Raw genomic sequence first — 22431 nt, 5'->3', positions numbered from 1 at the left:
GAGACGACGCACCACGAGAGGCCCCACCGTGACCTCGGCGACCGCCGACACCCGCACCGCACGACCGCCCCGCCGCCACCTCCCGCCGCACATCCCCCGGCCGCACCTGCCGCGCGCCACGTTCGCCGCGCTGGCCGTGCCGAACTTCCGCCTCTACGTCGGCGGCCAGGCCGTCGCCAACACCGGCACCTGGATCCAGAACATCGCCCTGGACTGGCTGGTGCTGCAGCTGACCGGCAGCCCCGCCGCCGTCGGCGTCGCGATGGCGCTGCAGTTCACGCCGATCCTGCTGTTCGGCATGCACGGCGGGATGCTCGCCGACCGGTACCCGAAGCGGACCATCCTGCTCGTCACGCAGCTGCTCAACGCCTGCGTCGCGCTCGCGCTGGCCGTGCTGACCGTCACCGGCGCCATCACGGTGGGCCTGGTCTACGTCCTCGCCCTCGTCGGCGGCCTCGTGTTCGCCGTCGACAACCCCACCCGGCAGAGCTTCGTCAGCGAGGTCGTGCCCGCGCACCACCTGCGCAACGCCGTCGCCCTCAACGCCGCCGTCTTCCAGACCACCCGCCTCGTCGGGCCCGCCGTCGCCAGCGTCCTCATCGCCGGCGTCGGCACCGGGTGGGCGTTCGGGATCAACGCCCTGTGCTACCTCGGGCCCACCCTCGCGCTGGCCGCGATGAGCACCGCCGCCCTCGTGCGCCACCCCGTCGCCCCGCGCGCGAAGGGGCAGCTGCGCTCCGCCCTGCGGTACGTGCGCGAGCGCCCCCACGTGGCGTGGACGATCGCCCTCGTCGGCGTGTTCGGCACCTTCGGGCTGAACTTCCCCGTCGTCCTGACCGCCATGGCCAGCCGCACCTTCGACGGCGACGCCGGCCTGTACGGGTTCTTCAACGTCGTCGTGGCCGTCGGCTCCATCGCCGGTGCGCTCATCGCCGGCGGGCGCACCCACACGCGGCTGCGGCTCATCGTCGCCCTCGGCGCGGCCTTCGGCGTCGCGCAGCTGCTGGCCGCGTTCGCGCCCACGCTGGAGCTGTTCGTGGTGGCCCTGGTCGCCATGGGGGTCACCAACCTCGCCTTCCAGGCGATGGCCAACTCCACCGTCCAGCTGTCGGTGGACCCGGAGTACCGCGGGCGCGTCATGGGTCTGTACGTGCTCGTCTTCATCGGCGGCACGCCGTTCGGCGCCCCGCTCATCGGCTGGGTCACCGAGCACGCCGGGGTGCGCGCCGGGATGGCGGTGTGCGGGGCGGTGCCGCTGCTGGCGGCCCTCGTCATCGGCGCCGTCCTCGCGCGCCGCGCCGCCCGGCTGGAGCGCGGGACGGTGCCCGCCGCGGTCCCGGCCACGGCGCCGACCGCGGTCCGCTGAGGACGCTGTCCACACGGCTCCACAGTCGTCCACACCCTGTGTCCACAGCTGTGGACGACGGTGGGGACCGCGGGCGGGCGGCGGGGAGGACGACGCCGCCGCGCGCGCCCCGGTGCCGACCGCGCCCCGGTGGGTAGGGTGGGCCGACCGTCGACCACGAGGTGCCCCGTGCCGAAGAAGAAGCTCGCACGCCGACGCCCCGGCGGCCCGCAGCGGCCCACCGGGGAGCTGTCGCCCGTGCGCGCCGGCGGCCGCGCCCTCGACGGCCTCCAGGTCCCCTACCGCACCTTCCTCGAGCTCGAGGAGGACGAGACGGTCATGCCCGCCGGGGACATCGAGGCCCGGCTCATGGAGTCCCTCGGCTGGTTCCTGCTGGAGCGCGGCGAGGACGTCGTGCCCGCCGCCGCCCGCCGCTTCGAGGCCGACGACCTGCGCGGCTTCCTGCACGAGCTCGTCCCGCAGGTCGCGCAGGAGCACGGCGTCGACCCGCAGGCCCTCGTCGACGAGACCCGCGTGGCGTGGACGACCTACCTGATGTTCCTCGGCGAGTCCGGGCAGTGGGAGGGGCAGCCGGAGGAGCTCGCCGCCTGCCTCGACGTGGTCTCCGGCGGCGCCACCGGCGCCGAGGGGGACAAGCACACCGTCCTCGACGCCGTGGAGGCCGTCGCCGTCGCCGCCGGGGACGACGCCGAGCGCCGCGCCCTGGCCCGGCTGCCGTTCACCCGCGGGGTGGGGGCGCTGCTGGACCGCCTGGCCGCCGGCGAGGACGTCGGCACCGCCGACGTCGCCACCGGCCGCGGCGTCGACCTCGTGCGCGGGGCCGTCGGCGAGGACGGGCCCGACGCGACGGCGCTGTGGCTGGAGTGGCTGTCCGGCGGTGTCGTGGAGGTCGAGGACGGGCGCACGCGCGTGCCGGGCGCTCGCCGGGGTGAGGACGGCGCGGACAGCGGCGAGGACGGCGCGGACGCGGACGAGGGGGACCTCGACCTGGACGTGGCCCGCGACGTGGCCGTGGCGTGGGTGGGCGAGCAGCTGGCCGCCGCGGGGTCGCCCGCGGCCGTCGTGGGCGCGCTGACCGCGCTCGCGGCCGCCGTCGTCGACCCCGTCGACGAGGCGGGCCTGGCCGACACCCTCGCCGGCTCGGGCGACGAGGCGCTCCTGCCGCAGGTGCGGGCCGTCGTGCAGCGCCTGGCCGACGGCGGTCTGCTGTCCGGCGAGGCGCCGTGGCGCGCCGACGAGGGCTTCGCCCGCACCGTCCTGCAGGTGCTGGAGCAGTTCTTCGACCCGCCCAGCGGCGGCGACTTCTTCGACTCCGCCGGCCGCGGCTGACCCCCGCGACCCGGCCCGGCGCGGTCCGGTACCGCGCCTCAGCGGCGCAGGACCTCGTCCAGCCAGTCGAGCACCGGGCCGGTCAGGCGCCGCTCGAACTCCGGGCCGGCGTGCCCGACGCCCGGCAGCAGCCGGAACGTCACGTCCGCGCGCCGGCGCACCAGCTCCTCCACGACGAGCACCGTCTGCTGGTGCGGCACCAGCGGGTCCTCCGAGCCCGCGGCCAGCCAGAACGCCGGCAGCACCGGCGCCGCCCGCAGCCACGGCACCGGGTTCGCCTCCTGCACCAGACCGGGCACCTCGGCCAGCGGCGCGCCGAGGAACCGCGACTCGGGGGAGTCCGGGCCGCCGTGGTCCATCACGGGCGTGCCGTCGCGCGGGGGAGCGGCCGCCAGCTGGGCGTCCATGAGGGAGAAGTCCGAGGGCCCGTACCAGCCGACGACGGCCGCCACCGAGGAGTCCGCGCCGACCGTGTCGAAGGGCGTGCGCCGCCCGCCCGTCGCGCCCGCCATCACCGCCAGGTAGGCGCCCGCGGAGCGGCCCCACGCCGCGAACCGCTCCGGGTCCAGGCCCAGCTCGCCGGCGTGGTGGCGCAGGTGCGCCAGCGCCCGCTTCACGTCCTGCACGGCCGCGGGGAACACCGCCTCGCCGGACAGGCGGTAGCCGACGGCGGCGACGGCGTACCCGCGCGCCAGCAGGGCCGGCAGGGCGTCCAGCTCGCGCGTGCGGTCCCCGGCGCGGAACGCGCCGCCGTGCACGGCCACCACCACCGGGTGCGGACCGGGCCCGTCGGGCACGTGCAGGTCGAGCAGCTGGCGGGGGGAGTCCGAGCCGTAGGGGACGGTCCGCCACGGGAGGGGCGCGGGGGGCTCCGGGGGCACCCGCCGACCGTAGCGGCGCCTCACAGCGGGGGAGCGGCCAGGCTCTCGTAGGCGTCCAGCTCCCCGTGGTGCGCTTCGCGCTCGCCCGCCGCCGTCCACGCCATCGCGACGGCGTGGCGCTGCAGCTGCACCACCTCGTCGGGCGCCAGGTCCGCACCGGCCACCACCGCGCGCAGGGCCGCCGTCGGGCCGGACGGGGCGGAGGCCGCGACGGCCACCCGCACCCCCGCGCGCAGCAGCCTGGCGACGACGTCCGGGTCCGGGCGGCACGTCAGGCCCGCGCCGCGCCGGCGCACCAGCTCCAGCAGCTCCGGGTCGCCGGCCAGGCCGCCGGCGTCGGACAGCCGGTCGGCGCCCAGGTCCCCCAGCGCGCGCCGCGCCCTCCCGGCGCCGCCGTCGCCGTCACCCTCGCCGGCCCGGTCGGCGGCGCCGCAGCGGACCGCCAGGCCCAGCCCCGCCTCCCGCACCCGCGCGGCGAGCCCCCCGGGCCCCCCGTCGAGGTCCCCGTCGAGCTCGGCACCGGCGAGGAGGTCGCGGGAGGCCAGGACGTCCTCCAGGAGCTCCGGCGCCGAGGCGTCCAGGCGCACCACGAACCCGCAGGTCGTGCCCCGCTCGCGCTCGACCTCGTCCGCCGCGGCGCGGAGGTCGCGCAGCAGGTCGCCGAGCGGGACGCCGCCCGCCGGGCGCGGGTCGAACGTCACCTCCGCGTGCAGGACGTCCTGCTCGGCCGCCGCGCGCAGGTACGCGGTCAGCCGGGCGGGCAGGTCCCCGTCCTGCGCGTCCAGGCGCACGTCCAGGTCGCACTTGGGCAGCTCGTCCACGAACGCCGTGAGGTCCACCGCGCGATCCTCCCGCGCCGACGTCCCCGTGTCTGCCCCGGACGTCTCTCCGCGGAAACCCGGGTCTTCGCGGTCCGTCGCGCCACGACACGCTGGAAACCCGGGTTTCCGCGGGGAGACGAGCGGGGTGGTCGCGTTGACACCCCGTCGGGGCCGGTGCCAGGCTCCGTGAACGCTCACGGTGGACGATCACCGCGGGACGACGACGGAGTCTGGAGCAGCGGTGAAGCTCGTGCGCCACGGACCCGCGGGCGCGGAGCGCGCCGCGGCCCTCCTCGACGACGGCTCGGCCGTCGACCTCTCGGACGTCCTGCCGGCCGACCGGCCGTGGAGCTCCGAGGACCTGGAGCGCGCCGCCGGCGCCGTCCCCGGGGCGGCGGCCGTGGACCTGGCCGGCCGGCGCCTGGGCGCGCCCGTGCCGCGGCCCGGCGCGGTGTTCTGCATCGGCCTGAACTACCGCGACCACGCCGCCGAGACGGGTGCCGAGCTGCCCGCCGAACCCGTCGTGTTCCTCAAGCTGCCCGCGACCGTCGTCGGCCCGCACGACACCGTCCTCGTCCCCCGCGGCAGCGAGAAGACCGACTACGAGGTCGAGCTGGGCGTCGTCGTCGGCCGCACCGCCCGCTACCTGGACTCCGCCGAGGAGGGCCTGGCCCACGTGGCCGGGTACGTCGTCTCGCACGACGTGTCCGAGCGCGAGTTCCAGCTCGAGCGCGGCGGCACCTGGGACAAGGGCAAGAACTGCGAGACGTTCAACCCGCTGGGCCCGTGGTTCGTCACCGCCGACGAGGTCGGCGACCCGCAGGACCTGCGGCTGCGCACCTGGGTCGACGGCGAGCTGCGCCAGGACGGCACGACCCGCGACATGGTGTTCGGCGTCGGGGAGCTCGTGGCGTACCTCAGCCGGTTCGCCGTCCTGCAGCCCGGCGACGTCGTCAACACCGGCACCCCCGCGGGGGTGGCGCTGGGCCGGCCGGACCCGAAGCCGTACCTGCGCGCCGGGTCCGTCGTCGAGTGCGAGGTCAGCGGCCTGGGCCGCACCCGCAACCCGCTGGGCGCGGCGTGAGCGCACCGGCGACGCTGGCCGGCTGCCGCGTCCTGGTGACCGGCGGCGCCTCCGGCATCGGCGCCGCCACCGCCGCCCGGTTCCTCGCGGAGGGTTCCGCGGTCGCCGTCCTGGACCGCGACGTCACCGGCGCGCCGGCCGGGACGGTGACCTGCGAGGCGGACCTGACCGACGACGCCGCCGTGCGCGCCGCCGTCGAGCGCGCCGCGACGGCCCTGGGCGGGCTCGACGTCCTCGTCAACAACGCCGGCACCGGCGCCGTGGGCACCGTCGCCGACGGCGACGACGAGCAGTGGCACCGCGTCTTCGACGTCAACGTCCTCGGCATCGTGCGCACCACCCGCGCCGCCCTGCCGCACCTGCGGTCCTCGGCGTGCGCGGCCGTCGTCAACACCGGTTCGGTCGCCGCCTGGACCGGCCTGCCCGCCCGCGCCCTGTACTCGGCCACCAAGGGCGCCGTGCAGGCCCTCACGCTGGCGATGGCCGCCGACCACCTGGCCGACGGGATCCGCGTGAACTGCGTCAACCCCGGCACGGCCGACACCCCGTGGGTGCAGCGGCTGCTGGCGGCCGCCGACGACCCGGCCGCCGAGCGCGCCCGGCTGGAGGCGCGCCAGCCCACCGGCCGGCTGGTCACCGCCGAGGAGGTCGCCCACGCGGTCGTGCACCTGGCCGACCCCCGCTCGGGCGCCACCACCGGCACCGTCCTGGCCGTCGACGGCGGCCTGCACTCCCTGCGCCTGCCGGCGCCCGCACCGGAGGTGTCCTGACGTGATCACGGCGGAACTGGGGTCGACCGGGGTGCGGGTCACCGCGCTCGGCTTCGGGGGAGCCCCGCTGGGCAACCACCTCGCCGAAGTCGCCGACGACGACGCGCGCGCCGCGCTGGACGCCGCCTGGGACGCCGGGGTGCGCCTGTTCGACACCGCCCCCCACTACGGCGTCGGGCTGTCCGAGCGCCGCGTCGGTCAGGCGCTGCGCGGACGCCCCCGCGGGGAGCTCACGCTGTCCACCAAGGTCGGCCGCCTCGTCGTCCCCGCGGACTCCGAGCGGGGCAGGACCGGCGACGCCGACCACGGGTTCGTCGTCCCCGACACCCACCGGCTCGCCTTCGACTTCTCCGCCGCCGGGGTGCGCCGCTCGCTGGAGGAGTCGCTGGAACGGCTCGGGGTCGACGCCGTCGACGTCCTGCTCGTCCACGACCCCGACGCGCACCTCGACGAGGCCCGCGCCGGCGCCCTGTCGGAGGTCGTGCGGATGCGCGAGGAGGGCCTCGTGCGGGCCGTCGGCGCCGGGATGAACGACGCCGTCCCCCTCACCGGTTTCGTCGAGGAGTTCGACCTCGACGTCGTCCTCGTCGCCGGGTGCTGGAACCTGCTGGACCGCTCGGCCCTGGACCACCTGTTCCCCGCCGCCGCGCGCACCGGCACCTCGGTGCTGCTCGGCGGGGTGTTCGCCTCCGGCGTCCTGGCCACCGACCGCCCCGCGCCGGGCGCCACCTACCGCTACGCCCCCGCGGGCGCGGACCTGCTGGCCCGCGTCCACGGCCTGGCCGACGTCGCCGAGCGGCACGGGCTGACGCTGCCGGCGCTCGCCGTCCGCTTCGCGCTCGCGGCCCCGGCGGTGGCCTCGGTGCTGCTGGGCGTGCGCACCGCGGAGGAGGTGCGGCGCAACGCGTCCCTGCTCGGGGAACCGGTGCCGGACGCGGTGTGGGAGGACCTGCTGCGCGCCGGGCTGCTGGACGAGGAGGCGGTCGCGGTCGTCACCGGCGCCGCCTGAGGGCGTCGTGCGGCAGGGCCGCGTGCACGCCCCACGTCCGGTTCGCCACCTGGGTGACGCGCAGGTCCACGCACGCGCTGGCCAGCGCCAGCGCGCGGGTGCGCGGCAGGTCGAAGAGGGCCGACACCCAGGTGAGCATCGCGCCCAGGGCCGCGTCGGTCGCGGCGCCCAGGTCGGCGTCGAACCCGAACGTCAGCCGCTCGCGCGGTGTCACGGCGTGCACGCCCGGCAGGACCGGGTCGGCGACGAGGTCCAGGCCCAGCACGGACGTCGTCCCGCACTCCACGGCCGTCCCGCAGACCTCCCCGTCGCCCTGCGCGGCGTGCCCGTCGCCGACGCACAGCAGCGCGCCGTCGACCTGGACGGGCAGGAACAGGGTGCTGCCGGCCACCAGCGAGCGGCAGTCGACGTTCCCGCCCGTGCCGGGGCGCGGCGGCACGGTGGAGTGCTCGCCGGGTTCCGCCGGCGTGGTGCCCAGGACGCCGAGGAACGGCGCCGTGCGCACCTCGAACCCGTCCTCGTCGACGGCCGTGCCCGCCGCGTCGTCCACCTCCCACAGCACCCGCACGGGGTCGGTGGCGCCGAGGCGCTCGTTGAGCGGTGTCGGCGTCCCGGCGACCGTCCAGCCCCAGCCGTCGGTGCGCACGGAGCGCACGTGCACGGCGAGGACGTCGCCGGGACGGGCGCCCTCGACGGCGACCGGCCCGGCCAGGCAGTGCCCGCGGCCGTCGGGGAACATCCGCGGCGCGTCGCCGCCGGCGGGCGGCCGTTCCAGGTGCCCGCCGGAGTCCAGGGCGCGCACCTCGACCTCGTCGCCCGGGCGCACCGCGAGCACGGGCGGGCGGGAGGGGTCGAACACGTCGGTCACCAGGTGCGGCAGGGGGTCCAGGCGGTGTCGCGTCACCCGCCGATCCCACCACCGCTCAGGGCGAGCGCACGAGCCCCTCGGCGCGCACGTCCCACGAGCCGTCGTCGGGGAACCCCGGGGCGGGCCGGCCCCCGTCGCCGTCCCAGCCGCCGGCCATGAGCGCGACCGCCGCCAGCAGCCCTCCGTTGCCGGGCAGGTAGGCGGGCAGGACGGGGCTCTGGTGGTTGTGCCCGCTGGGCAGGTGGTGGTTCTTCGCGTGCGGGGCGAGCAGCACGTCCACGGCCAGGCCTGGTTCGCCCACCCGCGCGGCGGTCATCGCGGTGGCGGGGAAGTCCCAGCCCCACGCGCTGGCCCAGTCCCAGTCGGCGAGGACGTCGTGCAGGCTCGCCCGCACCACCGCGGGGTCCACCAGGCCCGTGTCCGGGACGACGCCCAGCGCGCCGAGCATCGAGGGGTGGTCGGTGCGGCGCAGCGGCTCGTCGAGGTCCAGGGCCGCCAGCACGCCGTCGCGCACCACGGGGGCGGCGATCCGCTCCGCGACCCGCTCCCAGGACGGGTCCGGCACCAGGCCCGCCCGGCGGTGCAGCTCCGCGGCCGTGCGCAGGCACCAGCGCCACTGCGCCAGCTCGAACGACGGGTCGGCGGCGCGCTCGCGCACGTCCGCCCACGACTCCTGCGCGGGCACCAGCGGCGGCGGCAGGTGCAGGCGCCCGTCCGGGCCGGGCACCGGCAGGGCCGCGGCGAACCGGGCGGTCTCGGCGACCAGCGGGACCCACCGGCGCAGCACCTCCGCCTCCCGGTCGGTGCCGGCGGCGCTGCGCCGCAGCAGTTCCGCGAACTGCACCGGGTGGGGCTGCTGCCACAGCAGGAACGGGCCGATGTCGCTGGGCGTCTCCTCGCCGTCGGGGGTGACCTGCTTGGGCCAGCGCGCCCCCGGCAGCCCCTGCCGGTGGGCGGTGCGCCGGGCCCGCGGCAGGACCCGCTCGTACCAGGGCAGGCTGCGCTCCAGCAGGTCCGCGCGGCCCCACAGCGGGAAGTGCGCGGCGTGCCAGGGGTGCATCTCCAGGTGGCCGCGCCCGCGCCAGCTGTTGACCAGCAGCCCCGTCTCCGCCGGCGGCAGGGTGCCGGCGCTGTGCACGGCGGTCAGGTGCTGCGACAGCACGATCCGCCGCTGCAGCTCCCCGGCGCGCGGGTCGCGGCTGGCGGTGACGTCGACGGCGGCGCCGCGCGTCCAGAACTCCTCCCACCAGGCGGAGGACGCGGCCAGCACCTCACCGGCGCCGGGGACGTCGAGGTCCCCCTCCGCGCCCGGTGCGGCGAGCAGCACGAGGTCCAGGGTGCCGGTGCCGGACGGCACCACGTCCACGGCGTGCGCGCCGGCGACCCGGACGGAGCCGTCCGTGCGCGCGCCGAGGCGGTAGCGCGTGGCGTCCAGCGTCCGGTGGACGAGCGCGCCGGCAGCGGTGGTGCGCACGTCGGTGCGGTGCGCGCCGGGGCGGGTGTCGTCGCGCGAGAGGTTCCACGACGGCGACGCGGCGCTGAAGCCCACCCGCACCCCGATCCCGGTCAGGTCCCCGCGCACGCGCACCGCCAGCGCGTCGGCGTGCGGGTGCGCGGCCGTGGTCACCTCGAACCGGCGACCGGCCAGGTCCACGCGGCTGGTCAGCGTCCCCGACCACAGGTCCAGCCGCTGCCCGGCGTCGCGCAGCTCGTGCGGGCGCGCGGGCCGCCCGTCGACCGTGAGGCCGGCGCGGAACAGGTCGAACCGGTGGGGGTTGGCGCGCAGGTGCGCCTCCGCCGCGCTCAGCCCGGCCGCGCTGCGCCCGTCCGCGCCGCGGGTCATGTCCACGTAGACGGCCGGGCCGTGAGCGGTGTCCACGACCCGCTCGGCGTCGGCGGTGGAGAACCCCGCGGGGTCCGGGTCGCTGTGCCAGGCCCACTCGGCCAGCGTCCCCAGCATCGAGCCGGCCGGCCCGCCGCCGGCGTCGGGCAGCGGGTGCAGCTGCGGGAACGTGTGCAGGCCGGTGACGTCGACGGTGGTCGCGAACCGCCCGTTGCCCACCGACAGCGGGCTGGCGGGCAGGACGCCGCGCACGACGACGTCGTGCGCGGCGACGAGGGCGCGCCGGTCGAGGCGCGGGGGAGTCCCTGGAGGAGTTCCGGGGATCGTGGCGCTCACGCGCCGATCGCCGCCCCGACCTGGTCCAGGAAGGCCTGCGCGGCGTCGGCGGGGGTGGTCCGCTCGAACAGCACGTCGGCGTTGAGGCGCTCGACGACCCCGCGGGTCTCCGTGGAGCCGACCGGGCCGATGACGAGGGCGTCGCCGACGAGCGGGGTGACGCGGGCGACGAACTCCGCCTGGGCCCGCTGGTCGTCGTCCAGGTCCGGCGTGATCGCCGCCAGCACCTCGGCGTTCGCCGGGATCCCGCGGTCGGCCCCGATGATGCGCCCCGCCTCGGGGGAGTTGACGAGGAAGTCCACCAGCCGCGCCGCGGCCTCGCGGTTCCGCGTGCGGGAGCTGATCGCGTACAGCTGCGAGGCCTGCAGCCACATGCCCGGCTGCCCGGTGGACTCCCCGGGCGCGCGCAGCAGCTGCAGCGGTTCCCCGGCCGCGGCGCGCAGCGCCGGCAGCGTGTTGCTCCAGCCCAGGGTGATCGCCGCCTGCCCGCGGCCCATCAGCGTCTGCTCCGGGGCGGCGTCGCCGAGCAGCTCCGTCGTGATCGTCGCGGGGGGCGTGGCGCCGTCCCGCGACATCCGCAGCGTCCTCGTCCACCACTCCTCCAGCGTCGCCGCGGAGATCGCCAGACCGCCGTCCTCGGTGTAGAGGCCCTCGCCGCGCTGGCGGGAGAACAGGTCCAGCGCGTCCGCGGTGGTCGGGTCGACAGCGCCGACCACGCCCTCGGGCGACGCCGCGGACAGGTCGCCGGCCAGGGCCTCGAACTCCTCCCACGTCCACGTCGCGTCGTCCGGCAGGGCGACGCCCGCGGCATCGAAGAGGGCGGGGTTCACGACCGCGCAGTACGTGTTCACGCCCGTCGGGACGCCGTACTGCACGCCGGAGAACTCGCCGTTGGACAGGGCCGCCGCGTCGATGCCGTCCAGCGGCAGCGCGTCGGAGACCTCCGCCAGGTCCAGCAGCGCGCCGCGGTCGCCGTACTCGCGGGGGTACGCGCCGCCCAGCGTCATGACGTCGGGGGCGTCGTTCGCGGCGACGTTCGTGGCCAGGCGGTCGAAGTAGCCGGTGAAGTCCGCCCACTCGCCGCTGACCGTCGTGCCGGGGTTCGCGGCCTCGAACGCGTCGATCGCCGCCTGCGTGTCGGCGGCCCGGTCGGCGTTGCCCCACCAGGAGAAGCGCAGCGCGCCGTCGCCCCCGCCGGAGGAGCCGCCGCCGCAGCCGGCCGCGAGCAGCGTCAAGGCGCCCAGGCCGCCGGCGCCGACCAGGCGGCGGCGGGTCAGCAGGGGGCCGGTGGAGCGGTGGCCGGGTGCGTGGTGGGGCGTGCGGCCGGACGTCATCGTCGTGGGGTCCCTCCCGTCCGCGACCTCGCGGACTCTCTTGAAACGTTCTACGGGCCCGGGGCCGGGAGGGTCAACCCGCCACGGGCCGAAACACGACCGAAACTCCCGCGTCGCCCGCGGGACACGCGCGCGGAGGACCGTGGGGCGGGACCGGACCCGAGGACCCGAGGAGGGACCCGTGCCGACCACCGCCCCCGGCCCGCGCGCCACCGACCGGCTCCAGGTCGTCCACCCCCGTGGCGAGCTGCGGCCCGACCCCCGCCTCAGCGACCCCGACGCCGCCCGCCTCGTCGCCGAGCACGCCCGGCGCACCGCCGGCTGGACCCCCCGCCACCTCGCCGGCGTCGCCACCGCCCGCGCCCGCGACCGCCGCGGCGGCCCCGGCCCCGTCGACGACGAGCAGGTCCTCGTCACCGACCTGCACGTGCGCGGCGCCGCCGGGCCGTTGCGCGCGCGCCGCTACGTCCCCCGGACCACCCTCGCCGGCGCGGGCACGCTCGTGCACCTGCACGGCGGCTGGGTCACCGGCGACCTCGACACCGACGACGCCCTGTGCCGGGTGCTGGCCGCCCGCACCGGCGCCGTCGTCCTCAGCCCCTGCTACCGGCACGCGCCCGAGCACCCCTTCCCCGGCGGGCTGCGCGACGCCGCCGCCGTCCTCGGCCTCGTCGCCGACGGCGCCGTGCCCGGCGTCCCCGCCGGCCCGCTGGCCGTCTCCGGCACCTCCACCGGCGGCACCCTGGCCGCCGCCCTGGCCCGCTGGGCGCGCGACGGCGCCGCGCCGCCCGTGGCCGCCCAGCTGCTGCTGTCGCCCGTGCTCGACCACCGCCTCGACCGCGACTCCCACGCGCGCTACGGCGACGGCCTGCTGCTGACCCGCGACGACCTGGCCTGGTCCTGGGACCTGTACCTGCCCGACCGGCGCCGGCGCGCCGAGCCCGACGCCAGCCCGCTGCGCGTGAGCGACCCCGCCGGGCTGCCGCCCGCCGTCCTCGTCGTCTCCGGCGCCGACCCGGCGCGCGACGAGGGTCTGGAGCACGCCGAGCGGCTGCGGGCCGCCGGTGTGCCCGTCGAGCTGCTCCTGCGCGAGGGCGTGCCGCACGCCCACGTCGCCCTGCCCGGCCTGCCCGCCGGCGAGCGCGACCTGGCCGCGGCCGCCGACGCCCTGCGCGCCCTGCTCGCGCGGCGGGCGGCGCCCGCCGTCCGCTGACCCGCGACCCGCTGCGCCCGCGACCCGCCCGCCCCGCCGATGCCCGCGAGTCCCCCCACCGGGGGGACCGGTGCGGCAGGATCCGCACGTGACCTCCCCAGCCCGGGGCGTCGCGACGGCCGCCGCCGGCCCGCGACGCCCCCTCGGCGCGCCGGCCGGCGGCCCGGGGCGGTCCGACCCCGGCGACGTCGCGCCCGCCCCGCACCCCGCGCCGCGCCAGCGCGCCCTCCTGCTGGCCACGACCGCCTGCTGGTGCGCCTACGCCCTGCTCGTCCTGGCCGGCGGCCTCGGCGGCGCGTGGAGCGGGGCCGCCCGCTGGGGCGACCTCGTGCCCGGCACGCTCGTGCAGGCCGGTGTCGTCGTCCTGCTGGCGCGGCGCTCGCGCGCCGGCGGGCCCGAGGCGCGCGCCTGGGGCACCTACGCGCTGGCGTGGGCCGCCTACAGCGCCTCCGAGGTCGCCCACGACGTCGTCGTCGCCCGCGGCGGCTCCCTCGACCCCGCCGGGCGCCCGCTGCTGGTCACCCTCGCCCTGCAGGCCGGCTACCTCGCCGCCTACCCGCTGGTCCTGCTCGCGCTGGCGCGGCTGCTGCGCCGCCGGCCCGGCGCCCCGCGCGCCGGTCACCTCGCCGGCCACCTGACCGGCACCGTCGCGCTCGTCCTCATCACCGCCGCGCTCCTGCAGCAGCTGCTCGTCCACCCCCTCGCCGAGCGCACCGGCCACCCCCTGCCCACCACCACCGCGTGGGTGCTCAGCACGGCCGCGGACGTCGCGGTCGCCGTCTGCGCGGCGGCCGTCGCCGCCGGCTCGCGCGGCGACCCGCGCTGGTGGTCCCTGGCCGCCGGCACGCTCGTCTTCTCCGTCGGGAACGTCGTCTGCGTCGTCCTCGCGCTGCAGGGGCGCTACCACCCCGGCACCGGCCTGGACCTGCTGTGGACCGGCGGGATGCTGCTGGCCGCCCTCGCCGCCGTCCGGCCCGCCCGCTCCCGGCCGCCGCGCCCGCCCTCGTCCACCGCCATCCTGGCCGCGCCCGTCCTCGTCGTGCCCGCGTGCGTCGGCCTGCTCTTCGCCGGCCAGTTCGCGCCCCTGGCCACCGAGGTCGCCTGGGCGTGCCTGCTCGCCGCGGTCCTCGCCGCCGCCCGCTCGGCGGGTGCCGTCCGCGAGCTCGTCGACCTCGCCCAGTACCGCCGCGCCGCCCTCACCGACGAGCTGACCGGCGTCGCCAACCGCCGCGCCCTGCTCGCCGACCTGGAGCGGCGCAGCGCCCGCGCCGAGGTGTTCGGCCTGCTCGTGCTCGACCTCGACCGCTTCAAGGCCGTCAACGACGGCCTCGGCCACGCCGCCGGCGACGAGCTGCTGCGGCAGGTCGTGCGCCGCCTCGCGGCTGCCCTGCCCGTCGGCTGCCTCGTCGCCCGCCTCGGCGGCGACGAGCTGGCCGTCGTCCTGCCCGGCAGCGGCCCCGAGGAGGCCGGGCGCTTCGGGGCGCTGGCCGCCGCCGCCGTCACCGGCCCCTACGACCTGCTCGGCACCCGCGTGCACGCCGGCGGCAGCGTCGGCGCCGCCGCCCACCCCGCCCACGCCGGCACCCCCTCGCGGCTGCTGCGGGTCGCCGACGACGCCATGTACCGGGCCAAGGCCGACGGCGGCGGCGTGCGCACCTGGTCCCCGGCGGTCCACCCCGGGGACGCCCGCGCCGGGCAGGGCGCCGGCGACCCCGCCGCCCGCGACCTGCTGCGCCGCACCCAGCTGCGCACCGCCCTCGGTCTCGACCCCGCCGCCGCCCCCGAGGACCGCCGCGCCGCCGGCCGGCTCGTCCTGCACTACCAGCCGCAGCTGGACCTGCGCGACGGCACCCTGGCCGGCGCCGAGGCCCTCGCGCGCTGGGAGCACCCCGCCCTCGGGCTGCTCGGGCCCGCCGAGTTCCTGCCGCTGGCCGAGCGCGACGGGCTGATGCCCGCCCTGACCGGCTGGGCGCTCGCCGAGGCGCTGGGCGCCTCCGCGCGCTGGTCGGCCCGCGGCCACGACGTCCGCGTCGCCGTCAACGTGCCCGCCAGCGCCCTGCGCGACGGTTCGCTGCCCCTGGCCGTGGCCGGGCTGCTGGCCGAGCACGGGCGCCCCGCCGAGCTGCTGCAGCTGGAGGTCACCGAGTCCGTGGCGATGGCCGACCACGAGGCCACCCAGGTGCTGCCGCAGCTGGCGGACCTCGGGGTGTCCCTGAGCATCGACGACTTCGGCACCGGCTACTCCTCCCTGGCCTACCTGCAGCGCCTGGTCTTCGACGAGGTCAAGCTCGACCGCACCTTCGTCGCCGGTGTCGGCACCGACTCCCGCTCGGCCGCGATCGCCGCCTCAACGGTGTGGCTGGCCCACCAGCTCGACGTGCGCATCGTCGCCGAGGGCGTCGAGGAGGCCGCCGTGCGCGACGCCCTCACCGACCTCGGCTGCGACGTCGGGCAGGGCTTCCACCTCGCCCGGCCCCTGCCGGAGGACGGGTTCACCGCGTGGCTGGACGTGTGCGACGTGCCCGCCGGCGGCTCCGGCACCCTCGCCGCGCCCGCCGTCCCGCCGGTGCCGCGGCCTCCCGCCGAGGCCTGACGCCGGAGCCTGACGCCGGAGCCTGACGCCGGAGCCCGAAGCGGACCTCCCGCCGCGCGCGCGGGCGCCCGTCCACCTAGCCTCGCGCGGGTCACCGGGCGCCGCGGCACGCTGTCCGCCGCGCGCCCCACCGCGACCGAGGAGGACGCATGAGCGGGGTCCCCGACCTCACGCTGCACGACGGCACGACCATCCCGCAGGTCGGGCTGGGCGTGTTCCAGGTGCCGCCGGAGCAGACCGACGAGAACGTGCTGCGCGCCCTGGAGGCCGGCTACCGGCACGTCGACACCGCCGCCGGGTACGGCAACGAGGCCGGGGTCGGCAACGCCCTGCGCACCTCGGGCCTGCCGCGCGAGGAGGTGTTCATCACCACCAAGCTCGCCAACGGCGAGCACGGGCGCGACAAGACCCTGCGCGCCTTCGACGCGAGCATGCAGAAGCTGCAGCTGGAGGTCCTGGACCTCTACCTCATCCACTGGCCGCAGCAGGCCGACGACTACGTCGAGACGTGGAAGGCGTTCGAGGAGCTGCACCGCGACGGGCGCATCCGCACCATCGGGGTGTCGAACTTCCAGAAGACGCACCTGCGCAAGCTGCTCGACGAGACGGAGGTCGTCCCCACCGTCAACCAGGTCGAGCTGCACCCGTACCTCGTGCAGGAGGACCTGCGCGCCTTCCACGCCGAGCACGGCATCGCCACCGAGGCGTGGAGCCCCATCGCCAAGGGCGGCCAGCTGCTGTCCGACCCGGTGATCACCGAGATCGCCGCCGACCTGGGCCGCGACCCCGCCCAGGTGGTGCTGCGCTGGCACGTGCAGCTGGGGAACATCGTCATCCCCAAGTCGGTGACGCCCGAGCGGATCGTCAGCAACCTCGACCTGTTCTCCTTCGAGCTGTCGGACGAGCAGGTCGCGCGGATCAGCGGCCTCAACCGCGACGAGCGCACCGGCCCGGACCCCGACACCTTCGGCTGACGCCTCCGCCCCCTCACCGTGATCATGGACGGGTGAGCTTTCACCCGTCCATGATCACCGCGATCTCGCTGGGAAACCCTGCGAGATCACGACGGGAGGGGGTGGTGGGGGAGCGGGGCCGGGGTCAGGGGCGGACGCGGGTGGCGACGAGGTCGGCGACCTCCGCCCACAGCGGTGACGCCGGGTCGACGGGGGCGAAGTGGTCGCCCTCGCCCTCCACCTCCAGGACGTCGTCGCCGGCCGCGCGCGCGGCGGCGGCGAACGAGCGGGACACGTCGAGCAGGTCGGGGTCGTCCTGGCGGGCGCGGACGACGGCCACCGGCAGGCCGATCGGCAGCCGCGCCAGCGGCGAGGAGGCCGCGTAGACGTCCGGCACCTCCTCGGCCCGCCCGCCCAGCGCGCGCGAGGCCGCGCCCTCGGACAGCCACCGACGGTCGACGGTCACGAGGTCCAGGCACCCGGCCAGCGACACCACCAGCGCCGGACGCACCACCGCCCCCTCCCCGCCCGCCAGGTCCGCGGCCAGCCGCACCACCAGCTGCCCGCCCGCGGAGTGCCCGAGCAGCACGACCCGTCCCGGGTCCAGCCGCGCCCCCGCCGGTCCCGGCACGTCCGCCAGCGCCCGCACGGCCGCGGCGACGTCCGCGGTGGTGGCGTCCCAGCCGTCCGCGTCGGGCCGGCGGTACTCGGCGTTCCAGCTGGCCCACCCGCGCGCCGCCAGGTCCACCGCCAGCGGTTCGAGGGTGTCCGCCTCCCAGCGCGAGCGCCAGTACCCGCCGTGCACGAGGACCGCGACGGGCACCGGGCCCGTCCCCGCGGGCAGCCGCAGGTCGGCGTGCTGGTCCGGGTGCGGGCCGTAGGCGTGCCGGACCGACGGGTGCGCGCGCTGCGCCCACCACGCGTCCACCGCCCAGCGCAGCCCCGCCAGCCCGCGCCCGCGCACGTGCCGGCGCACGGCGCCCGAGCGGTCGGGTCCGCGCTCGACGACGTCCACGCGTACGACCCGCGCGTCCCCCAGCGCCAGCCCCAGGGCGTCCACGTCGACGGCGGGCGGGGGCAGCAGCAGGAGCTCCCCGTCGCGGGCGGCGGCGGCCGCCGCGTCGCGGAACGCGGCGTCCGAGGCGGTCGCCACCAGCCGCGCCCCGACCCCGCGGGCCGCGGCCGCGCGCGCCAGGACCTCCCGGGCCGTGCGCTCGTCGCCCAGCGCGCCGGGCGCCGCGACGGCCGGGACGACGGGCGTCCCGCTCACGCCGGTGCGCCCGCGGCCACCCCGCGCAGCGCGAGCACGCCGTCCAGGACCTCGGCGAAGCTCGTGGACAGCGGCGCCAGGCCCAGGCGGATCCCGTCGGGCGCGCGGAAGTCCGGCAGCACCCCCTGCTCCCACAGCCGGTCGTTGACGGCGCGGAAGTCGCTGCGCCGCAGCGTGAGGTGCCCGCCGCGGCGCTCCGGCTCGCGCGGGGAGGCGACCTCGACGCCCAGCGGGGCCAGCAGCTCGTCGGCCGCCCGCAGCGCGAACGACGTCAGCAGCACCGACTTGGCGCGCACGGCGGCCGTGCCCGCGCGCTCCAGCTGCTCCACGCCCACCCGCACCGGGACCATGGCGACGATCGGCGGGGTCCCGGAGACGAGCTGCCGCGCGGCCGCCGCGGGCTCGTACGCCGGGCCCATCGCGAACGGGTCGGCGTGCCCCATCCAGCCGTGCACGGGCTGGCGCAGCCGGCCGTGGTGGCGGGCGGCGAGGTAGGCGAACGCGGGGGCGCCGGGCCCGCCGTTGAGGTACTTGTACGTGCAGCCGACGGCCAGGTCGACGCCCCAGGCGTCCAGGTCCACCGGCACCGAACCCGCCGAGTGGCACAGGTCCCACAGGACCAGCCCGCCGGCGTCGTGGACGACGCGGGTGATCGCCGCCGCGTCGGCCAGGTGCCCGGAGCGGTAGGAGACGTGGCTGAAGGTGGCCAGCGCGGTGCGCTCGCCGACGACCTCGCGCACCTGCTCGGCGGTGATCCCGGCGGCGGGGTCGGTCTCCACCCAGCGCAGCGTCAGGCCGCGCTCGGCGGCGATCCCCTGCAGGACCCAGCGGTCGGTGGGGAAGTCGCCGGTGTCGCAGACGACCTCGTCGCGGCCGGTGGCGACGGCGGCGTCCACGGCGGCGCGCACCAGCTTGTAGAAGAGGACGGTGGTGGAGTCGGCGACCACGGTCTGCCCGGGCGCCGCGCCCAGGGCGACGCGGCCCAGGTGGTCGCCGACCTCCTCGGGCCAGCCCATCCACCCGTCGGTCCAGCCGCGGATGAGGCGCCCGCCCCACTGCTCGCGCACGAACGCGTCCAGCGCGGCGGCGGTGGCCCGCAGCGGCCGGCCCAGGGAGTTGCCGTCCAGGTAGGACGTCACCGCCGGGGCGGCGTCGAGGAGGAACTCCTCGCGGTGAGCCGCCAGGGGGTCGGCGGCGTCCAGGTGGGCGGCCTCCTCGCGCCAGGGCGCGAGGAGGCGGTCCGGCGTCAGCGTCATGCCGGGCATCCTGCCCCGCCGCGGCCGGCGCGGGGGCGTCCCCCGCACCGGCCGCGGTCCCGTCGGGTGCGGCCGGTCAGCCGATCGTGGCGGTGTCGATGACGAAGCGGTAGCGCACGTCGGAGGCCAGGACGCGCTCCCACGCCTCGTTGACCTGCTCGGCGCGGATGACCTCGACCTCGGCGCCGATGCCGTGCTCGGCGCAGAAGTCCAGCATCTCCTGGGTCTCGGGGATGCCGCCGATGTTCGACCCGGCGACCGAGCGGCGCGCGGGGATGAGGGAGAACACCTGCAGCGACAGGGCCTCCGGCGGGGCGCCGACGTTGACCATCGTGCCGTCCACGGCCAGCAGCGACAGGTAGGCGTCCAGGTCCAGCTTCGCGCTGACCGTGTTGACGATCAGGTCGAAGGAGCCCTTCAGCTGCTCGAAGGTGTCCGGGTCGCTGGTGGCGAAGTAGCGGCTCGCGCCCAGGCGCAGGCCGTCCTCCTGCTTCTTCAGCGACTGCGACAGGACGGTCACCTCCGCCCCCATCGCGGCGGCGATCTTGACGGCCATGTGGCCGAGGCCGCCCAGGCCGACGACGGCCACGCGGGTGCCGGGGCCCGCGCCCCAGTGCCGCAGCGGCGAGTAGGTGGTGATCCCCGCGCACAGCAGCGGGGCGGCCTCCTCGGAGGAGATGCCCTCGGGCACGCGCAGGACGAAGTCCTCGGTCACGACGATCTTCTGCGAGTAGCCGCCCTGGGTGGGCCGCCCGTCGCGGCCGGTGGCCGCGTAGGTGCCGGTGTTGCCCTTCAGGCAGTACTGCTCCAGGCCCTTGACGCAGTTGGCGCACTCGCGGCAGGAGTCGACCATGCAGCCGACGCCGACGCGGTCGCCGACGGCGTGCTTCGTGACCTCCGAGCCGACCTCCTCGACGACGCCGACGATCTCGTGGCCGACGACGATCGGGTAGGGCACCTGGCCCCACTCGCCGCGGGCGGTGTGGATGTCGGAGTGGCAGATGCCGGCGTGGGTGATGCCGATGAGGACGTCGTGCGGGCCGACGTCGCGGCGCTCGATCGTGGTGGGGGCCAGCGGCTGGTCGGCCGCGGGCGCGGCGTAGGCCTTGACGGTGGTGGGCATGGGCGCCATCGAAGCACCGCGCTGCGGTGGTCGCACGACGTGGTGGCCCTCCCCCGGGGGGCCCGCGAGCGCTCAGGCGAGGTGGAAGTACTCCTGCAGGCGCTCGCGCTCGCGGACGGTCCCGTCGCCCGCCGCCGCGGGGGCGAAGAAGCGCGACATCGTCGCCTCCCAGCGGGCGCTGACGTCCTCGCGCTCCATCGCGGCCGTGGCGGCGGCGAAGTCGTCGGCCTCGCAGTAGCCGACGACGAGGCCGTCCTCGCGGCGCAGGAAGAGCGAGTAGTTGCGCCAGCCGCTGCGGCTCAGGACCTCCGGCCACACCTCCTGGTGCACGGCGAGGTACTCCTCGACGAGCTCGGGACGCAGGTGCAGCAGGAAGCAGGCGCGGTCGGTCACGGTCGCTCCGTCGGGACGTGAGACGTTTCAGGGCTCACGACCCTAGGCGCCCGCGCCCGCCCCCGGCAAGGACGCCCGGGCGGGGCGCCCGTCCTACAGTGGGCGCCGTGATCCTCATCGTCGTGAAGTGGCACGTGAAGCCCGAGCTCGCCGACCAGTGGCCCGAGCTGACCCGCGAGTTCACCGAGGCGGTGCGCGCCGAGCCCGGCAACCTGTTCTTCGACTGGTCCCGCAGCGTCGAGGACCCGAACCGGTACACGCTCGTCGAGGGGTTCCGCGACGACGAGGCGGGCCGCGTCCACGTGGCCGCGGAGCACTTCCGGAAGGCGGTCGGGCAGATGCCGGACTGGGTCAGCCGCAGCCCCGAGATCATCTACGTCGACGCCGCGGACGTCGACGGGTTCGGCCCCATGGCGGAGGTCCAGCCCCGCTGAGGCGCCCCGGGGGCCCGCGGGTCCCCGGCGTCCGCCGGACCCTCCACGGCCCGCCGGAACCCGCTCGGGCTGGTGCCGCGGACCCGGCGGAACGCGGCGCTGAACGCGAAGGGGTCCGCGTACCCGACGCGCCGCGCGACCTGCGCGACGGTCGCCTCCGGCCGCTCCAGGAGCAGGTCGGCGGCCAGCGTCATGCGCCAGCGGGTCAGGTACGTCACGGGCGGTTCACCGACGCGGTCGGTGAACCGCTCGGCCAGCGTCGAGCGCGACACCCCCGTGCGGGCCGCCAGCGACGCCACCGTCCACGGGGCCGCCGGATCGGTGTGCAGCAGGCGCAGCGCCTCGCCGACGACGGGGTCGCGCTGCGCCGACCACCAGCGCGGCGGCCGCCCGCCGGGCCGGTCGAACCACGTGCGCAGCGTGCACACCAGCAGCCAGTCCAGCAGCCGGTCCAGCACCGCCTGCTGCCCCGGCGCCTCGACGGCGACCTCGGCGGCCAGGTGGTCCAGCACGGGGTCCTCGACGTCGCCGGACTCGCCGCCGCCGACCCGCAGCACCGGCGGCAGGGCGTCCAGCAGGCGGCGGCCGATCTCCCCGCGCGCCGGGTAGGCGCCCACCACGAGCGTCGAGGCCCCCGGCGGCGCGCTGCCGGGCTCCGCCCGCCCGGGCCGCCAGGGCACGGGGTCCACGTCCGCGGCGGGCTCGCTGGTCAGGCGGAACGGCGCCGGCCCGCGCACCACGACCGTCTCCCCGGCGGCGACGGGTTCCGGCGGGCCGTCCTGCGGCACCACCCGCGCCGCGCCGGACAGCAGCGCGCACAGGGTCAGGGGCGCCCCGCCGTCGAAGCGCAGGTCCCACGGCGGCCGCAGGACCGAGACGCCGAAGAGCGAGCCGTGCGAGCGGACCCCGCGGACCAGGTCGCTGAACACGTCCACGGCGCGGAGCGTAGGCGCGGGCGGTCGCCGGGACCAGGCCGGGCGCTGGACGAGCGCCCAGGTGCCCCGGCGTCGCACCCATGGCGCCGTCCGGGCGGGCGGCGGTGTGCTGGACCCGTGAGCGAGCAGACGACCCACCGACCCGCCGACCACCCCGCCGACCACCGCCCCGACCACCGCGCCGACCGGCTGACCGGGGAGGACCGCGAGCTGCTGCGCCGGCCGCTGCTCGGGTTCTTCACCGCGGCCGCCGGCCCGGTCCCGCCGCAGCCGCGCCCGGTGTGGTTCGAGCTGACCGCGGACGACGAGGTGCAGCTGTTCACCCCGCCGGGCTCGCTGAAGGTGCGCCGGCTGGAGCGCGACCCGCGCGCCTCCCTCGTCGTGGCCGCGCCCGCCGACGAGCGCGAGCACTGGGTCTCGGTGGCCGGGCCCGTCACCGTGGAGACCGACGGGGCGCACGAGCTGGCCGAGCGGCTGGCCGCGCGCTACTGGGACCTGGGCGACCCGGTGCGCGCCGCCGACCGCGAGGGCCTGCTCGCCGAGCGGTACGTGCGGCTCGTCCTGCACCCGGAGACGGTGCGCCGCACCGTCTTCTGAGCCGCCGGACGTCCCGGGTCCAG

At 77.7% G+C, this 22431-nt stretch carries 20 protein-coding genes; 10 read left to right on the top strand and 10 right to left on the bottom strand.

The features are described 5' to 3' along the window. Window positions 1–28: 28 nt before the first annotated feature. Window positions 29–1366, top strand: a complete 1338-nt coding sequence (locus AB8M62_RS00855; RefSeq protein WP_369068334.1) for an MFS transporter — start codon at window positions 29–31, stop codon at window positions 1364–1366. Between the two features lie 168 nt (window positions 1367–1534). Then, window positions 1535–2695, top strand: coding sequence for a hypothetical protein (locus AB8M62_RS00850; RefSeq protein ID WP_369068333.1), 1161 nt, complete (start codon window positions 1535–1537; stop codon window positions 2693–2695). 38 nt (window positions 2696–2733) lie between these two features. Here the strand turns inward: AB8M62_RS00850 and AB8M62_RS00845 are convergent, their stop codons facing one another. Together AB8M62_RS00845 and AB8M62_RS00840 are read right to left on the bottom strand one after the other, a co-directional pair. Continuing rightward, entirely contained in the window at window positions 2734–3576 is an 843-nt protein-coding gene (locus AB8M62_RS00845) for an alpha/beta hydrolase fold domain-containing protein (protein ID WP_369068332.1), read from the bottom strand. A 20-nt stretch (window positions 3577–3596) separates the two neighbouring features. Beyond that, the gene (locus AB8M62_RS00840) at window positions 3597–4415 is read right to left on the bottom strand and encodes a hypothetical protein (RefSeq protein WP_369068331.1); all 819 of its coding nucleotides are present in this window, start codon (window positions 4413–4415) and stop codon (window positions 3597–3599) included. Window positions 4416–4638: 223 nt separating this feature from the next. On the opposite strand from AB8M62_RS00840, the gene AB8M62_RS00835 reads away from it, so the two are divergent. The 3 genes from AB8M62_RS00835 to AB8M62_RS00825 are packed head-to-tail and all read left to right on the top strand — an operon-like array spanning window position 4639 to window position 7260. Continuing rightward, window positions 4639–5481 carry a fumarylacetoacetate hydrolase family protein gene (locus AB8M62_RS00835; RefSeq protein ID WP_369068330.1) on the top strand — a complete coding sequence of 281 codons (843 nt, stop codon included), beginning with the start codon at window positions 4639–4641 and terminating at the stop codon, window positions 5479–5481. Next, window positions 5478–6251, top strand: coding sequence for an SDR family NAD(P)-dependent oxidoreductase (locus AB8M62_RS00830; RefSeq protein WP_369068329.1), 774 nt, complete (start codon window positions 5478–5480; stop codon window positions 6249–6251). The genes AB8M62_RS00835 and AB8M62_RS00830 overlap by 4 nt, the downstream gene beginning before the upstream one ends. 1 nt (window position 6252) lies before the next feature. Next, complete coding sequence (locus AB8M62_RS00825) at window positions 6253–7260, top strand: aldo/keto reductase (RefSeq protein WP_369068328.1); 1008 nt, start codon at window positions 6253–6255, stop codon at window positions 7258–7260. On the opposite strand, the gene AB8M62_RS00820 is transcribed toward AB8M62_RS00825, so the two are convergent. The 3 genes from AB8M62_RS00820 to AB8M62_RS00810 are packed head-to-tail and all read right to left on the bottom strand — an operon-like array spanning window position 7244 to window position 11641. Next, window positions 7244–8164, bottom strand: coding sequence for an acetamidase/formamidase family protein (locus AB8M62_RS00820; protein WP_369068327.1), 921 nt, complete (start codon window positions 8162–8164; stop codon window positions 7244–7246). The two genes, AB8M62_RS00825 and AB8M62_RS00820, sit on opposite strands and share 17 nt — an antisense overlap. A gap of 19 nt (window positions 8165–8183) precedes the next feature. Further along, complete coding sequence (locus AB8M62_RS00815; protein WP_369068326.1) at window positions 8184–10307, bottom strand: hypothetical protein; 2124 nt, start codon at window positions 10305–10307, stop codon at window positions 8184–8186. After that, window positions 10304–11641, bottom strand: coding sequence for an ABC transporter substrate-binding protein (locus AB8M62_RS00810; protein WP_369068325.1), 1338 nt, complete (start codon window positions 11639–11641; stop codon window positions 10304–10306). The genes AB8M62_RS00815 and AB8M62_RS00810 overlap by 4 nt, the downstream gene beginning before the upstream one ends. Window positions 11642–11822: 181 nt before the next feature. Between AB8M62_RS00810 and AB8M62_RS00805 the strand changes: the two genes are divergently transcribed. From AB8M62_RS00805 to AB8M62_RS00795, 3 genes are all read left to right on the top strand, one after another. Beyond that, window positions 11823–12854: an alpha/beta hydrolase gene (locus tag AB8M62_RS00805; RefSeq protein WP_369053109.1), complete on the top strand. Its 1032-nt coding sequence runs from the start codon at window positions 11823–11825 to the stop codon at window positions 12852–12854. A gap of 88 nt (window positions 12855–12942) precedes the next feature. Next, a complete protein-coding gene (locus AB8M62_RS00800) occupies window positions 12943–15447 on the top strand; it encodes a putative bifunctional diguanylate cyclase/phosphodiesterase (RefSeq protein WP_369068324.1) in 2505 nt (834 codons plus the stop codon). 149 nt (window positions 15448–15596) lie between these two features. Then, entirely contained in the window at window positions 15597–16421 is an 825-nt protein-coding gene (locus tag AB8M62_RS00795) for an aldo/keto reductase (protein WP_369053113.1), read from the top strand. 124 nt (window positions 16422–16545) lie between these two features. Here the strand turns inward: AB8M62_RS00795 and AB8M62_RS00790 are convergent, their stop codons facing one another. The 4 genes from AB8M62_RS00790 to AB8M62_RS00775 all read right to left on the bottom strand — a co-directional run bounded on the left by AB8M62_RS00790 (window position 16546) and on the right by AB8M62_RS00775 (window position 20442). Further along, the gene (locus AB8M62_RS00790; protein WP_369068323.1) at window positions 16546–17670 is read right to left on the bottom strand and encodes an alpha/beta hydrolase family protein; all 1125 of its coding nucleotides are present in this window, start codon (window positions 17668–17670) and stop codon (window positions 16546–16548) included. After that, window positions 17667–18926, bottom strand: coding sequence for a kynureninase (locus tag AB8M62_RS00785; protein WP_369068322.1), 1260 nt, complete (start codon window positions 18924–18926; stop codon window positions 17667–17669). The genes AB8M62_RS00790 and AB8M62_RS00785 overlap by 4 nt, the downstream gene beginning before the upstream one ends. Before the next feature lie 76 nt (window positions 18927–19002). Continuing rightward, a complete protein-coding gene (locus AB8M62_RS00780) occupies window positions 19003–20049 on the bottom strand; it encodes an NAD(P)-dependent alcohol dehydrogenase (protein ID WP_369068321.1) in 1047 nt (348 codons plus the stop codon). Window positions 20050–20121: 72 nt separating this feature from the next. Continuing rightward, window positions 20122–20442 carry an L-rhamnose mutarotase gene (locus AB8M62_RS00775; RefSeq protein ID WP_369068320.1) on the bottom strand — a complete coding sequence of 107 codons (321 nt, stop codon included), beginning with the start codon at window positions 20440–20442 and terminating at the stop codon, window positions 20122–20124. A 107-nt stretch (window positions 20443–20549) separates the two neighbouring features. Here AB8M62_RS00775 and AB8M62_RS00770 point away from each other — a divergent pair, with 107 nt between their 5' ends. Beyond that, window positions 20550–20876 (top strand): putative quinol monooxygenase, encoded by a 327-nt coding sequence (locus tag AB8M62_RS00770; protein WP_369053123.1) that lies wholly within the window; start codon window positions 20550–20552, stop codon window positions 20874–20876. Here the strand turns inward: AB8M62_RS00770 and AB8M62_RS00765 are convergent. Next, on the bottom strand, window positions 20816–21811 hold the full coding sequence (locus AB8M62_RS00765; protein ID WP_369053125.1) for a cupin domain-containing protein: 996 nt from the start codon (window positions 21809–21811) through the stop codon (window positions 20816–20818). The two genes, AB8M62_RS00770 and AB8M62_RS00765, sit on opposite strands and share 61 nt — an antisense overlap. Before the next feature lie 189 nt (window positions 21812–22000). Between AB8M62_RS00765 and AB8M62_RS00760 the strand changes: the two genes are divergently transcribed. Next, a complete protein-coding gene (locus AB8M62_RS00760) occupies window positions 22001–22408 on the top strand; it encodes a pyridoxamine 5'-phosphate oxidase family protein (protein ID WP_369053265.1) in 408 nt (135 codons plus the stop codon). The last annotated feature ends 23 nt before the right edge of the window (window positions 22409–22431 follow it).

Origin of the sequence: Kineococcus terrestris, from assembly GCF_041020755.1 — a bacterium.
In the GTDB taxonomy this organism is placed as follows: Bacteria; Actinomycetota; Actinomycetes; order Actinomycetales; family Kineococcaceae; genus Kineococcus; species Kineococcus terrestris.
This window is presented reverse-complemented; position numbering and strand designations above follow the sequence as displayed.